Below are 13,515 nucleotides of genomic sequence, written 5' to 3' on the forward strand. Positions count from 1 at the left end.
TTCCGGCCATGATGAGCCGAAGTCACGCAGGCCCCGAACCCGCCGCGCCGAGCGCGGAGGGCGGGGAGCTGAAGGGTCGCACCGCCCTCGTCACCGGCGGTGGCAGCGGCATCGGACGGGCCTGCGCCGAGGCGCTCGCCGCGGCCGGGGCGCTGGTCCATGTCGTCGACCGAGACGCCGACGCGGCCAAAACCGTCGCCGCCGACACCGGAGGCGTGAGCCACCCCGTGGATCTCGCCGACGCGGGTGCGATCGACCGGCTCCCCGCCGCCGTGGACATCCTCGTGAACAACGCCGGGCTGCAACACGTCGCGGCCATCGAGGACTTCCCGCCCGACAGGTTCGAGCTGATGCAGAAGGTCATGCTCACCGCCCCGTTCCTGCTGATGCGGCACTGCCTGCCGCACATGTACGCCGGCGGCTGGGGCCGCGTCGTCAACATCTCCAGCATGCACGGACTGCGCGCCAGCGCCTTCAAGTCCGCGTACGTCGCGGCCAAGCACGGCCTGGAAGGGCTCAGCAAGGTGGCCGCTCTCGAAGGCGCACCGCACGGTGTGACCAGCAACTGCGTCAACCCCGGCTATGTACGGACCCCGCTCGTCGAAGGACAGATCGCCGCGCAGGCGGCGGCCCACGGAATCCCCCCGGACGAGGTCGTCAGCGACGTACTGCTGGACCGCTCGGCGATCAAACGGCTGATCGAGCCGGCGGAGGTGGCCGCGGTGTGCGTCTGGCTCTGCGGCCCCAACACCGGCTACATCACCGGCTCCTCGCTCCCCGTCGACGGAGGGTGGGGCGCCCGCTGAGCCCCACCCCGCGACCACTCCTGTACCGCTCCGACTCCGCTCGGCTCCACCCGCACCCCCGTCCCTGCCCCGCCCAACGAAACGCGGTGACTTCACCATGAGCGTCCCCAGCTCCACACCACCACGCCGAGGCAAGATCGCCCGCATTGTCGCGGCCAGCCTCGTCGGCACCACCATCGAGTGGTACGACTTCTTCCTCTACGGCTCCGCCGCCGCGCTGGTCTTCAACACCCTCTTCTTCCCCAGCAGCGACCCCCTCGTCGGCACGCTGCTCGCCTTCCTCACCTACGCCGTCGGCTTCGCCGCCCGCCCTCTCGGCGGCATCGTCTTCGGCCACTACGGCGACAAGATCGGCCGCAAGAAGCTCCTGGTGCTCAGCCTCCTGCTGATGGGCGGCGCCACCTTCGCCATGGGCCTGCTGCCCACCCACGCGACCATCGGCGTCGGCGCGCCGATCCTGCTGACCGTGCTGCGACTCGTCCAGGGCTTCGCCCTCGGCGGTGAGTGGGGCGGCGCGATCCTGATCGTCTCCGAGCACGGCGGCGACAAGCGCCGCGGCTTCTGGGCCTCCTGGCCGCAGGCGGGCGCGCCCGGCGGCAATCTGCTCGCCACCGGTGTGCTGGCGCTGCTCGCCGCGATCCAGTCCGACGAGGCGTTCCTGGCGTGGGGCTGGCGTATCCCGTTCCTGCTCTCCGGTGTGCTGGTCATGATCGGACTGTGGATACGTATCTCGGTCGAGGAGTCGCCCGTCTTCCTGGAGGCCCAGCGCAAGGCGGCCGACGAGGCTGCCGAGGCGGCGAAGCAGGCCGGGGGAGCCAAGGGCACGGTCGCGGCGGCTGCCGAGGAGGCGCCCGTCGTCCAGGTGTTCCGCAAGAGCTGGCGTGAGGTGCTGGTCGCGATCGGCACGCGGTTCGGCGAGAACGTCTCGTACTACATCCTCACCGCCTTCGTGCTCGTCTACGTCACCGTGCACCTGGAACTCCCCAAGAGCACCGCCCTCAACGCGGTCCTGATCGCCTCGGCGGTGCACTTCGTCACCATCCCGATGTGGGGCGCGCTGTCCGACCGGCTCGGCCGCCGCCCGGTCACCCAGATCGGTGCGATCGGCATGGTCGGCTGGGCGTTCGCCTTCTTCGCCCTGCTGGACAGCGAGTCGTTCCCGGTCATCACCCTCGCGGTCACGGTGGGCCTGCTGTTCCACGGGGCGATGTACGGGCCGCAGGCGGCCTTCATCTCCGAGATGTTCGACACCAAGGTCCGCTACTCCGGCGCCTCGATGGGCTCCCAGCTCGCCTCGATCATCGGCGGCGCGCTCGCACCGCTCATCGCCGTCGAACTGCTCAAGGACTACGACTCGTCCGTACCGGTCTCGATCTATCTCAGCGCCGCTGCGCTCGTCACCGTCGTCACCGTGTGGGTGGCCAAGGAGACCCGGGGCCGCGACCTGACCAGGGACGGACTGGTCGGCTCCGTACCCGCGCCCGACGCGAGCCCCGCACCCCCGCACGCCGCGGACCGCGCCGACAGCGCCAAGGACTCGGCACGGCTGGGCGGCTGATCCGCCGCCCGGTCCCGCGGCCGTACTCCCGCGGTCTGGTGCGGCGGCCGTACTCCCGCCGCCGCACCCATGCCCACCCGGAGGTGATCACCGTATGCTCGCCGACGTGACAGCTCCAGGCACCCGGCACACCGTGGCTGCCCTGCGCCGGCTCCTCGACCTGCTGGCGCGGGGCGCGCCCACGGAGGAGTTCGCCCGCCCCGCCGCCGACGCCCGTCAGGCCGGGGTGCGGGGCGGCGAACTGGCCGCGATCACCGACGCCACCGATGTCGCCCTGCGCATCAGGCGCACCCTCAGCCAGCACCGGCGCCGCGAGGCACAGCTCACGGCCCTCTTCGACACCGCGAGCGACCTGGCCGCGCTCCGCGACCTGGACGCCGTCCTGCGCGCCATCGTCCACCGGGCCAAGCTGCTGCTCGGCACGGACGTCACCTACCTCTCCCTCAACGACGAACTCGCCGGCGACACCTACATGCGGGTGACCGACGGGTCCGTGGCCGCCGCGTTCCAGCAGGTGCGGCTCGGGATGGGGGAGGGCCTGGGCGGCCTCGTCGCGCAGACGGCCCGCCCGTACGCCACCGGCGACTACCAGCGCGACACCCGCTTCCACCACACCGCCACCATCGACAGCGCCGTCCTCGACGAAGGGCTGCGCGCGATTCTCGGTGTGCCGCTGCGGGTCGGCGCCCGGATCATCGGAGTGCTGTACGCGGCGGACCGCGCGCCCCGCGAGTTCGCCGCCGAAGAGGTCGCCCTGCTCTCCTCACTGGCCGACCACGCCGCCATCGCCATCGACGGCGCCCGGCTGCTGGAGGAGACGCGTGCCGCACTGGTCGACCTCAACTCGGCCTCGGAGACGATCCGAACGCACAGCAGGGAGATGCGCCGCGCCGAGGAGGCGCACGACCAGCTCACCGACCTCGTGCTGCGGGGCGGCGGGGCGGACGACGTCGCCGCCGCGATCGCCGACATCCTCGACGGCGGGATCCTCATCCACGACGCGGACGGCGCCGAACTCGCCCGCGCCCGCGCCGATTCGCTCGCGCCACTCGCGCCTGCCGTCGCCGCCTCCAGGGCCAGCGGCCGGGCGGTCCCGCTGAACGGCACCTGGGTCTGCGCGGTCCTGGCGGGCCCGGAACTCCTCGGGAGCATCGCCCTCACCGGGCACACCGACCTCGCGGACGTCGACCGGCTTCTGTTCGAACGCGCCGGAGTCGTCACGGCGTTGCTCCTGCTGCTGCGCCGCTCGGTCGCCGAGGCGGAGGACCGGGTACGCGGCGAACTGCTGGGCGATCTGCTGTCACGGTCCGGCGATCCGGGCGCCCTGTCCGCACGGGCACGGCGGCTGGGCGTCAACCTGGCGCGCCGGCACTGCGTGTTCGTCGCGGACAGCGAGACGGCCGACCGGCACCGCCTGCTCGCCGTCGCCGCCAGACACGCCCAGGCGGGCAAGGGTCTGGCCGGTATCCATCAGGGACATGTGGTGCTGGTCGCGCCCACCGACACCCCCGGTCCGAGCGCGCGCCAACTCGCCGCCGAGCTCGGCCAGGCCGTCGGATCCCCGGTCACCGTCGGCGCGGCGGGCCCGGCCGCGGGCCCCGCCGAACTGCCCACCGCCCACACCGAGGCGTGCCGCTGCCTCTCCGCCCTGCGCGCCCTGGGCCACACCGGACACGGCGGCGCCACCGACGACCTCGGCTTCGTGGGCGTACTGCTCGGCGACCGGGCGGACATCGGCGGCTACGTACGCGCCACGCTCGGCCCCGTACTCGACTACGACGCCGAGCGCGGCACCGACCTGGTGGGGACGCTCGACGCGTACTTCGCCGAAGGGGCGAGCCTCACCCGGACGAAGACGGCACTGCACGTGCATGTGAACACGGTCGTGCAGCGGCTGGAGCGGGTCGGCCGGCTCCTCGGTCAGGACTGGAACGCCCCGGCCCGCACTCTGGAGATCCAACTGGCCCTGCGGCTGCACGGGTTGACCCGCGGGCCGGACCTGCCGACGAGCGCCGGACGGGCCGACAACGGCCCGTCCGGCACTCGGTCAACCAACTGACCCAGTCCTAGCGGGTCTTGACGAACACCGGGTTCGAGTAGAACCACAGGTCGTCCCACGGGCTTTCGAGACCGTCCGCGAGCGGCTCGGCCTCGTCCGTGCTGGTGCCGCGGACACGGGCGTAGAGGTCGCCGTCGATGTCGCGCAGGGTGTGCGTGATGACGTACTCGTCGCCCTGCTTGCGCCAGTCGTTCTTGCCGAACCGCGCCACGACCTTGGTGGTCGGGTTGGTGTCGGAGTCACGGCTGTCGCTCTTGCCGGTGATCTTGCCGACGATCAGGTCGACGCGACGCACCTCGGGACGGTCGCCGTTGGCGTTCTTGCCGTCCATCGGGCGGAACCTGATCTCGATCTCGACGTCCGTACGGCCCCGGTTGCTGACCGTGATGGTCTCGCCCACGGCGGCCACGCTGCCGCGGTTGCTCGCCGTGACGTCGAGGGTGCGGATGAGGTCGCCGGTGCCGACCCAGATCCGGCCGTTGCGCAGACCGTCCATGATGTCGGCGTAGTCCTGGCGCGCCATGACGTGGGTCTTGCTGTACTCGCCCGGCCAGAAGTCGGAGCCGCCGCGGGTCCAGTGCACGTGCGAGTCGGACGTCGCGGTGATCCACCAGCGTCGGCCCTCGCCGAGGAGCGCGTCCCACAGCCCGCCGACGCGCGCCGTCATCTGGTCGAAGCCGCCGTGCGTCGGGTAGTTGCCGTAACCGCCGCGGGCGCCGCCGTTGAGCGGGCCGGCCTGGTGGCCGGGAGCGCCCTCGAAGCCGACGTAGATGTCGGGTGCGGTGTCGTTGCCGTTGCGGAACTCGCGGGGCGTGTCCTGGCCGTAGACGCCGAGGCCCGGCGCGGAGCGCGAGGCGTGGTGGGCGATCACCAGCGGCTTGCGGGGCATGCCCTTCGCCGCCTTCAGGAACTCCACCATCTTGGCCTCGGTGTCGCGGCCCGGATCGGCGGGGAAGGCGTCGTGCTTGGCGAAGCGCTGCTCCAGCTCGAACAACTGCTGGGCCTCGTCGGCGTGGTGAGGGATCATCAGTGTGTGGTGGTCGAGCGCCGGGGCGTCGAACTCCATGCCCCAGAACTGCAGCACCTCGGGGACGAGCACGCGCGAGCGCAGCAGGTCGGGGTAGGCCTGCTCCAGGTTCACCTTCGAGTGCGTCGGACCGCCGTGGTCGGTGCACATGGCCCAGCTGAGGCCGAAGTTCTTCGCCATGATCGCGTTGGTCACGATCGGGTAGACGGCGTCGCCGCCCTTCTGGAACACGGGCGGGTTCTTCGTCGTGTCGAACGAGCCGCTGTACTCCGAGTGCACGTGGTGGTCACCGGCACGCCAGGCGCGTCTGCGGGAGTCACCGGAGCCGCCGGACTCGCGGCGCTCGTCGTCCTCGTTGCCGAGGGCGACACCCGCCCCGACGATCGGGCCGGCGGCGGCGAGGGTCGCGCCGACGCCCGCGTACTTGACGAGCCGACGCCGTGAGAGTGCGGAGCGCTCGGGGTCCTCGGTGTTCTTGTCCTTCACGGTTGAAGCCTTTCGTTCAACTTCTGGCGCGGGGGGTGCCAACCCGAGAGTCTTGGAGAACCAACCGAACACCGCGTGAACGGAGGCCCGGTCCGCCGAGAACAACGGACGCCGCCCGATACACCGAGCCTCGCGACGACACCGCCGCGAGCGTGCCGGACCGCGATCCGCCCACCGTGCCTGTCAGCCCAGGTGAGGCAGCAGCCTGTCCGGCCGCATCGGCACCTCACGCAGACGGACACCCGTCGCGTGGTGCACCGCGTTGCCGATCGCCGCGGCCATGCCCACGATGCCGATCTCGCCGATGCCCTTGCTGCCCATCGGGCTGACGTGCCGGTCGTCCTCCTCGATCCAGTACGCCTCCACGGAGCGCACATCCGCGTGGGCGGGCACGTGGTACGAGGCGAGGTCGCGCTCCGCGAAGTCACCGGCCACGGGATCGATCGTCGCCCCCTCCATCAGCGCCATGCCGAGCCCCATCGTCATCCCGCCGATGAACTGGGAGCGCGCCGTACGGGAGTTGAGGATGCGACCGGCGGCGAAGACACCCAGCATCCGGGGCACCCGGATCTCACCCGTGTCGGTGTCCACCCGGACCTCGACGAAGTGCGCGCCGTACGCGTGGCGGGCGAACTCCGACCCGGCCGTCACATCCTCGGTGGTGTCCGCGCTCGCGGACAGCCCCTCGGGAGGCACGGTGCCGCCCGCCGCGTCGATACGCGCACGCAGCGCACGGCACGCCTTGTCGACCGACCAGCCCCAGGCCCCGGTTCCCGCGGAACCACCGGCCACCGGGGCCGGCGGCAGATCGCTGACGCCGATCTCGACACGGACCCGGTCCAGCGGCGCGTGGAGCGCGTCGGCGCCGATCTGGGCGAGCACGGTTCGGGCTCCCGTACCGATGTCCGTGGCGTTGACCCGTACCAGGAACCCGCCGTCCGCGTCGGCCCGCGCCTCGGCCGTCGACGGCGGGATGATCACCGGATACGAGGCGGAGGCGACACCGCTGCCGAGCAGGAACCGGCCCTGCTCGCGCACCGCGGGGCGGGGATCGCGGTCCCGCCAGCCGAACCGGCGGGCACCCTCGCGCAGACACTCCACGAGATGGCGGCTGCTGTAGGGCCGGCCCGAATCCGGCTCGTGCGAGGGCTCGTTGCGCACCCGCAGCTCCACCGGGTCCACCCCGGCGGCCAGGGCCAGCTCGTCCATCGCCGACTCCAGCGCGTACATCCCCGACGCCTCGCCGGGCGCGCGCATCCATGACGGCGACGGCACGTCGAGCGCGGTGACGCGGTGGGTGGTGCGGCTGTGCGGCGAGGTGTACATGGTGCGGGCGGGCGTGGCGGCCTGCTCCACGAACTCCGTGACCGTGGAGGTGTACGTGATCACCTCGTGCGCCAGCGAGTTGATCACCCCGTCGGGACCCGCGCCGAGCCGCACCCGCTGAATGGTCGGCGGCCGGTGCCCGACGACCGCCGGGAGCTGCGAGCGGTGCAGCGCCAGCTTGACGGGGCGCCCGACATGCCGGGCCGCCATCGCGGCCAGCACCGGCTGCGCGCGCGGCATCCCCTTGGACCCGAAGCCGCCTCCGACGTGTTCGCTGGTGACGGTGACATGGGCCGGGTCCATCGCGAACATCGCGGCCAGGGTCTGGTGTACGGCGCTCGATCCCTGACTGGAGTCGTGCACCGTCAGCCGCCCGTCGTGCCAGTGGGCGACGGAGGCGTGCGGCTCCATGGGGTGGTTGTGCATCGGCTCCATGGAGTACGTGACGTCGACGGTGAGCGGGGCGGCGGCGTAGGCGGCGTCGAAGTCGCCGCGCTCGCGGGTGCCGGGGTAGCCGCCGTTCGCCGTCTCGGGGGCGTAGAGGCCGGGATGGTCGGCGGTGAGGACGACGTCGTGGTCCTCCGCCACGTACGTGACGCGCACCGCCTCGGCTGCTGCGCGCGCCGCCTCCGGCGTCTCGGCCACCGCGAGGGCGACGATCCAGCCTCGGTGCGGTACGCGGTCGTCGCGCAGCAGACCCAGCGTCGGGTCCTCGGGCTCCTCGGTCCGCCGCGTGTTCTCATGCGTCAGTACGGCGAGGGCACCGGGCTCGGCGAGGGCGGCGGCCGTGTCGAAGGACGCGATCCGGCCGCGGGCCACTGTCGCCGGCACGGCCCAGGCGTAGAGGCAGCCGGGCGGGGTGTGCTCGGCGGCGTACCTGGCCGTTCCGGCGACCTTGGCCGGGCCCTCGATCCGGACGGCGTCGGAACCCAGGGCCCGCTCCCGGCTGGTCGTCATCGGTCTCCTCGGCGGTGGTCGGTGTGGCGGGGATCGGTGGGGTCGGCGGCGGTCGCGTCGGGGTCGGCCAGCTCGGTGAGCAGCCGGACGGCGAGGTTGCGGGCCATCGGGACCTTGAAGCCGTTGTCGCGCAGCGGTCGCGCGGCGGCCAACTCCGCCTCCACGGCGTCGCTGAAGGCGTCGGTGGTGGCAGGACCGCCACGCAGCGCCGCCTCGGCGGTGGTGGCCCGCCAGGGCTTGTGGGCCAGCCCGCCGAAGGCGAGCCGTACCTCCCGTACGACACCCTCGCGCACATCGAGCACGACGGCGGCCGACGCCAGCGCGAAGGCGTACGAGGCCCGGTCCCGGGCCTTGCGGTAGGCGGACGGCAGCCCGGCGGCCGGCGCGGGCAGCCGGACACCGGTGACGAGTTCGCCCGGCCGGATCACGGTGTCCTGGTCGGGGCGGTCACCGGGCAGCCGGTGGAAGTCGGTGAGCGGCACGGTGCGTTGGTCGTCCGGGCCCAGCAGCAGGACATCGGCGTCGAGCGCGGCGAGTGCGACCGCCATGTCGGACGGGTGCGTCGCCACACAGGCCTCGGAGTGCCCCAGCACCGCGAGATCGCGGTGGGCGCCGTCCCGCGCGGGACAACCGGAGCCGGGCTGCCGCTTGTTGCACGGCTTGCTGACGTCCTGGAAGTACAGACAGCGGGTGCGCTGGAGCAGATTGCCGCCGGTGGTCGCCGCGTTGCGCAACTGGCCCGAAGCACCGGCGAGCAGCGCCTGCGACAGCACCGGGAAGCGGGTGCGGACGGCCGGGTCGGCGGCGAGATCGCTGTTGCGCACGGTGGCGCCGATGAGCAGGCCGCCGTCGGGGGTCTCCTCGACGCGGTCCAGCGGAAGCCGGGCGATGTCGACCAGATGACCGGGGGTCTCGACCCCGAGCTTCATGAGGTCGACGAGGTTGGTGCCGCCGCCGAGGAAGCGGGCGCCCGGCTCACGCGCGAGGAGGGCGACGGCCTGCGCCGGGTCGGTGGCGCGTTCGTAGGTGAAGGTCTTCATGAGGTCGCCGCCGCCGTCCCGCTCGTCCTGGCTGTCGCGTGTGCGACGACGTCTTCGACGGCCTCGACGATGTGCGGGTACGCGGCGCAGCGGCAGATGTTGCCGCTCATCCGTTCGCGGATCTCGTCGGCGGTGAGCTGCACCGGTTCGCCCGGGAACGGGCTGTCGGTGCCGGTGACATGGGACGGATGCCCGCCGGCCGCCTCGGCGATGACACCGAGCGCCGAGCAGATCTGGCCGGGTGTGCAGTAGCCGCACTGGAAGCCGTCGCGGTCGAGAAACGCCTGTTGAAGCGGGTGAAGACCGTCACCGCCGGCACCCGACAGGCCCTCGATCGTGGTGATCCGGGCACCGCTGTGCGCGACGGCCAGCATCAGACAGCTGTTGGCGCGCCGCCCGTCCGCGAGGACGGTGCAGGCGCCGCACTGGCCGTGGTCACAGCCCTTCTTGGGGCCGGTGAGATGCAGATGCTCGCGCAGTGCGTCGAGCACCGTGGTGCGGTTGTCGAGCGTCAGCCGGCGCGGGGCGCCGTTGACGTGGAGCATCACTTCGGAGGTGTGCGGCATCACCGTCGGGTATCCCTCGGCCACACGCGGCAAACGGTGCCGGGCACGGACCACCCGATCGGCTCCGGGCGGCCTAAGCCGGGGAGGCGGGCCGTGGTCGGGAACTAGCCCTGCGGTCGCGACACGAGGCGGCCCTGGATCACGCGGTCGGGGTCTCGTCCATCCGCTCGCCCTCGGCCTGGGACGGCTCGGTCCTGGGCACGTCCGGGTGCACCTCCGCGGCACTGCGCTCGCCCGGTTCGTCCCGCTCGCCCTCGGCCTGCGACGGGGTGTGCGCATACAGCCCAGTGTCGTATTCCGAGGCTCCGGATTTCATGACGGGCCTCCTTTACTCCCTCACCCCCATTTTCCACCTTCGCGCGTGGTCGCGGCGAGTGCATCGCGATCGGCGTGCGGCAAGAAGCGCGCGGCCAGGACTGCGCGGCAGGAACAAAGACCCGCCCCCTCGGTGGCGCTGAAGCCACGCGGCCGGGTGCCTTGACCTGAGGCGGTCGGCGCCCAAGCAGGTCCGGTACTAGAACGATACACGCCTAAGACATATTTTGCTTTCTCTTTATCTAGGCTTGTTTGTGATGTGCACGCCGACGGCCCGTCAGATCGAGTCGGACGTTCCCTGCAAGTCAACACAACCCAAGGGGAAGCATGTTGGGAGATATACGGACAGGTATGCGGTTAGGGCCTCATGCGTATACGACGGTAATCGGGATACTCGCGGCGGTGTTGCTGCTCACCGCGTGTGGCCCGGAGGAAGAAGAGACGGACCCGGGCGCGCTCCCGGAGCCGGTTGCGAAGGACTTGGCGGAGAGGACACGCGCCGAGCAGGAGAAGTGGCGAGAGCCCTCCGCGGAGCACGCGGGCAAGACCGCGGCATATCTCGCGAGTACGAAGGGGCGGCTGCTCACCGACTTCGCCGCCCGGTCGAAGCGACTTGAGGACGACATCACGCCGTCGGAGGTCACCGACGGCTGCCGGAGACTCGTGGACGCCTGGCAGCGGGAAGTTCCCGGGGACCAATTGCAGGACCGGCTCGGCAATGTCGGGGACGCGCCGTTGGTGAACACCACCACGGAGCAACTGAGTTCCGTACTGGGGGCGTTCGATCACTGCGGTAACGGCGACCTGAAGAAGGCCCGTCACTCCGCCCGGGTTGCGAGCGCCTGGAGTGACATGTTCCAGCGCAGGGTCGCGCAGTTGGAGGTCAAGCCATGAGGTGCAGCACGCCCTTCTCCCGAATAGCCGCTGTCCTGGTGTTGGTACTCGCCGTCGTCGGGACGTCGCTGTCGGCAGAGTCCGGCCAGGCTCAGGCCGCACCAGCCGCTCCTGATCCGGATCTCGGGGCGCCGATATCCTGGCTCGCCCTCGGGGACTCGTTCTCCGCGGGAGAGGGCTCGATGGCCTGGGTCGGTGACACGGACTGCGCGCAGGACGAGATAGATTCGTATCCGGTGGTGTCTTATGGTCAGTTGGCCAGGCAGGGCATCAACTGGAAGAACAGCGAACTGGACTTCCAGGCATGCTCGGGAGCGACCGCCGACGGTACGGACCCGTGGGACCTGCCGGCTCAGCTCGCCCGCGTCGGAGACAAGAAATACGACCTGATCACACTCACCCTCGGCGGCAATGACGCCGGATACGTCGGCATCCTGCTGGACTGCCTCGGTGCGAACTGGCGGACGATCTACCGAAATGGCCGCTGCAACAAGACATCACAGCAGATGCGTGCTCAGGTCGATGCCGTGGGTCCCATTCTGGAAGACGCCTACGACCGCGTGGAGCGGCGTCTTAAGCCGGACGGGCGGATGATCGTGCTCGGCTATCCGTGGATCTTCGAGAATCCCAGCCAGTGGTCGGCCTCGACCGACCGTTGCCACGGCTTCCACCGCAACGACATCGTGAAGACCAGGTCGAATGTCGCGTCGCGGCTCAATCTCCTGATAGAGGAGACGAGTACGAAGCGTGGCCACCACTTTCTCGATGTCGAGAGGGACGCCGCCTTCAGAGGGCGCAACCTGTGCGCGAAGGGCGAGTCATACATGAACGGGTGGTGGCTGGACGAGGGTACGAATGTTCGTGTCCACGGCTCCTTCCACCCCAACACCATCGGCCACAGCGCCATGGCGATGGCCCTGACACTCCTGATCAACAAGATCAATCGCGATCCCGACTCCGGCCCTGCCGGTTTCCGCGACCTCGTGGGCCGCTGGGAATACCGTGGCGAGTTCCGGGCCGATCGCGCGTCCCTGATCATCACGGAAGACGGCGACGCACGGTACTTCACCGAGGGAGACCCCTATGACTACCTGGGCAGGGTGAAGCCTCTGGGCGGGTACAGATACCGCTTGGACCTGGTCGGAATGGATTACATCAACGGAGAGCCCGACAGGAGTCGCACCGTCTCCCTCCGGCCTCAGCTGCGCACCGGCGGATTGTCGTTCCATGACCGCTCCAACGAACACAACCGGATCTTCTGGCTCGGCTGCCTGGAACGCGATGTGGGCAGCTGGTACAAGAAGTTGGAGCCGTCCAGGGACCGCTGCGAAAGGAACCATGTCCCGGCGAAGTCTGCCTACTGGCCGAAGGGGAAGTCGAAGGATGTCGACTTCGGTCCCGCGGTCCGTATGGACCAGGACGACCACCGGCGAGTGACGAGTACGGGCAGCAGCGCGACGGCGGTGGCGTGGCAGGACCAGCAGCGCGATCACTTGCAGAAATGTGAGTTCGCCGAGGCCATGCGAATGGACATCGACGAGATCAAGAAGCTCTTCCCGGGGAAGTACGACAGAGCGATCACGGCCATGGTGAGGAGTCTGCCCGAGAACAAGGGCCTGCAGAACTGGCTGAAGACGAAGCAGTGCACGATCGACTACAGCAAACTGCCGTGACAGGAGGCACGGAGGGAACGGGCTGCAACGAACACTGACGAGCGGTCACGGTAGAAGGGACATGCCATGCGTATCGAGCTCAACCCACCGGTGGGCGTCGGCTCGCTACTCATCGGCATGTCCCTGGAGGACGCGGTCGAGGCTTGCGCGGTCTGGGGGCAGGTGAGCGTCTCACGGGGGAGCGGCGACCTGCCCACCGTCCTCGCGGCCCACCCTCGGTTCCAGGTCGTCGCGCACTGCGAGGACGGCAGCAGTGTCACCGCGGTCGAGGTCTGGCAGCCGGCACCTTCAACCCGGCGGGACGCGCCCGACATCGCCGTCCTGTTCCGCGGCCTCGATATCTTCCGTACCCCGGCCCGTGAGCTTCTCGCGCAACTGGCCGCGCTGGGGTACAGGGTGGCGAATGGTGAGTCCGATCGTCCCTCGCTGCCCGAGCTGACCCTCGGTTTCACCCGGGACTCCGGGCACGAGGTGCCGATGGAAGACGACGGGTTGCCTCTCTTCTTCGAAGCGGTACTCGTCGCACGAGCCGGGTACTACGGCTGAGCGAACCCGCCCTTGCCTTGCTTGCCGTGAAAGGGCGCCGGAACCATTGAATGCCGCGCATCCGCCGCCTCGCCGTACTGGACGTACTCGCACGACTCCGACAACGCGGCGAGGTGCCGTGCCAGGCGTCGCGGGCCAGGCGGGGCTCTGCGGACAGGGCCTAGGTGCAATGCCGGTGACTTTGGCCTTTCTTTCTCGTTGGTTGTGGTGTGGCGAGGGTGGGGCAGGTCAAGTCGCCTGCGGGTGAGCGGTTGTCGGACCG

Annotated in this window: 11 protein-coding genes; 6 read left to right on the top strand and 5 right to left on the bottom strand. The window is 70.4% G+C overall.

Annotated elements, in window-relative coordinates:
* The first annotated feature begins 8 nt into the window (after nt 1–8).
* The 3 genes from ACIBLA_RS19450 (at nt 9) to ACIBLA_RS19460 (ending at nt 4,423) form a co-directional block, all read left to right on the top strand.
* Nucleotides 9–806, top strand: a complete 798-nt coding sequence (locus tag ACIBLA_RS19450) for a 3-hydroxybutyrate dehydrogenase (RefSeq protein WP_399199268.1) — start codon at nt 9–11, stop codon at nt 804–806.
* Between the two features lie 97 nt (nt 807–903).
* Nucleotides 904–2,364 carry an MFS transporter gene (locus ACIBLA_RS19455; RefSeq protein ID WP_399199269.1) on the top strand — a complete coding sequence of 487 codons (1,461 nt, stop codon included), beginning with the start codon at nt 904–906 and terminating at the stop codon, nt 2,362–2,364.
* A 94-nt stretch (nt 2,365–2,458) separates the two neighbouring features.
* Nucleotides 2,459–4,423, top strand: coding sequence for a helix-turn-helix domain-containing protein (locus ACIBLA_RS19460; RefSeq protein WP_399199270.1), 1,965 nt, complete (start codon nt 2,459–2,461; stop codon nt 4,421–4,423).
* 7 nt (nt 4,424–4,430) lie between these two features.
* Here ACIBLA_RS19460 and ACIBLA_RS19465 read toward each other — a convergent pair whose 3' ends face one another.
* The 5 genes from ACIBLA_RS19465 to ACIBLA_RS19485 all read right to left on the bottom strand — a co-directional run bounded on the left by ACIBLA_RS19465 (nt 4,431) and on the right by ACIBLA_RS19485 (nt 10,141).
* Nucleotides 4,431–5,936 (bottom strand): phosphoesterase, encoded by a 1,506-nt coding sequence (locus tag ACIBLA_RS19465; RefSeq protein WP_399199271.1) that lies wholly within the window; start codon nt 5,934–5,936, stop codon nt 4,431–4,433.
* A gap of 183 nt (nt 5,937–6,119) precedes the next feature.
* A complete protein-coding gene (locus ACIBLA_RS19470) occupies nt 6,120–8,219 on the bottom strand; it encodes a xanthine dehydrogenase family protein molybdopterin-binding subunit (RefSeq protein ID WP_399199272.1) in 2,100 nt (699 codons plus the stop codon).
* The gene (locus ACIBLA_RS19475; RefSeq protein WP_399199273.1) at nt 8,216–9,259 is read right to left on the bottom strand and encodes an FAD binding domain-containing protein; all 1,044 of its coding nucleotides are present in this window, start codon (nt 9,257–9,259) and stop codon (nt 8,216–8,218) included. The genes ACIBLA_RS19470 and ACIBLA_RS19475 overlap by 4 nt, the downstream gene beginning before the upstream one ends.
* Nucleotides 9,256–9,825, bottom strand: a complete 570-nt coding sequence (locus tag ACIBLA_RS19480) for a 2Fe-2S iron-sulfur cluster-binding protein (protein WP_399199274.1) — start codon at nt 9,823–9,825, stop codon at nt 9,256–9,258. The genes ACIBLA_RS19475 and ACIBLA_RS19480 overlap by 4 nt, the downstream gene beginning before the upstream one ends.
* A 139-nt stretch (nt 9,826–9,964) precedes the next feature.
* A complete protein-coding gene (locus ACIBLA_RS19485; RefSeq protein WP_399199275.1) occupies nt 9,965–10,141 on the bottom strand; it encodes a hypothetical protein in 177 nt (58 codons plus the stop codon).
* Between the two features lie 401 nt (nt 10,142–10,542).
* Between ACIBLA_RS19485 and ACIBLA_RS19490 the strand changes: the two genes are divergently transcribed.
* From ACIBLA_RS19490 to ACIBLA_RS19500, 3 genes are all read left to right on the top strand, one after another.
* A complete protein-coding gene (locus ACIBLA_RS19490; protein WP_399199276.1) occupies nt 10,543–11,034 on the top strand; it encodes a hypothetical protein in 492 nt (163 codons plus the stop codon).
* Nucleotides 11,031–12,707 carry an SGNH/GDSL hydrolase family protein gene (locus ACIBLA_RS19495; protein WP_399199277.1) on the top strand — a complete coding sequence of 559 codons (1,677 nt, stop codon included), beginning with the start codon at nt 11,031–11,033 and terminating at the stop codon, nt 12,705–12,707. The genes ACIBLA_RS19490 and ACIBLA_RS19495 overlap by 4 nt, the downstream gene beginning before the upstream one ends.
* Before the next feature lie 66 nt (nt 12,708–12,773).
* Complete coding sequence (locus ACIBLA_RS19500) at nt 12,774–13,253, top strand: hypothetical protein (RefSeq protein ID WP_399199278.1); 480 nt, start codon at nt 12,774–12,776, stop codon at nt 13,251–13,253.
* The last annotated feature ends 262 nt before the right edge of the window (nt 13,254–13,515 follow it).

The organism is Streptomyces sp. NPDC050433 (genome assembly GCF_044458565.1).
Lineage (GTDB): Bacteria > Actinomycetota > Actinomycetes > Streptomycetales > Streptomycetaceae > Streptomyces.

What these genes read in the sequence shown, in the direction of transcription:
- ACIBLA_RS19450 (WP_399199268.1), top strand. Translation starts at nt 9, where the DNA reads ATGATGAGCCGAAGTCACGCAGGCCCCGAACCCGCCGCGCCGAGCGCG.
- ACIBLA_RS19455 (WP_399199269.1), top strand. Translation starts at nt 904, where the DNA reads ATGAGCGTCCCCAGCTCCACACCACCACGCCGAGGCAAGATCGCCCGC.
- ACIBLA_RS19460 (WP_399199270.1), top strand. Translation starts at nt 2,459, where the DNA reads ATGCTCGCCGACGTGACAGCTCCAGGCACCCGGCACACCGTGGCTGCC.
- ACIBLA_RS19470 (WP_399199272.1), bottom strand. Translation starts at nt 8,219, where the DNA reads ATGACGACCAGCCGGGAGCGGGCCCTGGGTTCCGACGCCGTCCGGATC.
- ACIBLA_RS19475 (WP_399199273.1), bottom strand. Translation starts at nt 9,259, where the DNA reads ATGAAGACCTTCACCTACGAACGCGCCACCGACCCGGCGCAGGCCGTC.
- ACIBLA_RS19480 (WP_399199274.1), bottom strand. Translation starts at nt 9,825, where the DNA reads ATGCCGCACACCTCCGAAGTGATGCTCCACGTCAACGGCGCCCCGCGC.
- ACIBLA_RS19485 (WP_399199275.1), bottom strand. Translation starts at nt 10,141, where the DNA reads ATGAAATCCGGAGCCTCGGAATACGACACTGGGCTGTATGCGCACACC.
- ACIBLA_RS19495 (WP_399199277.1), top strand. Translation starts at nt 11,031, where the DNA reads ATGAGGTGCAGCACGCCCTTCTCCCGAATAGCCGCTGTCCTGGTGTTG.
- ACIBLA_RS19500 (WP_399199278.1), top strand. Translation starts at nt 12,774, where the DNA reads ATGCGTATCGAGCTCAACCCACCGGTGGGCGTCGGCTCGCTACTCATC.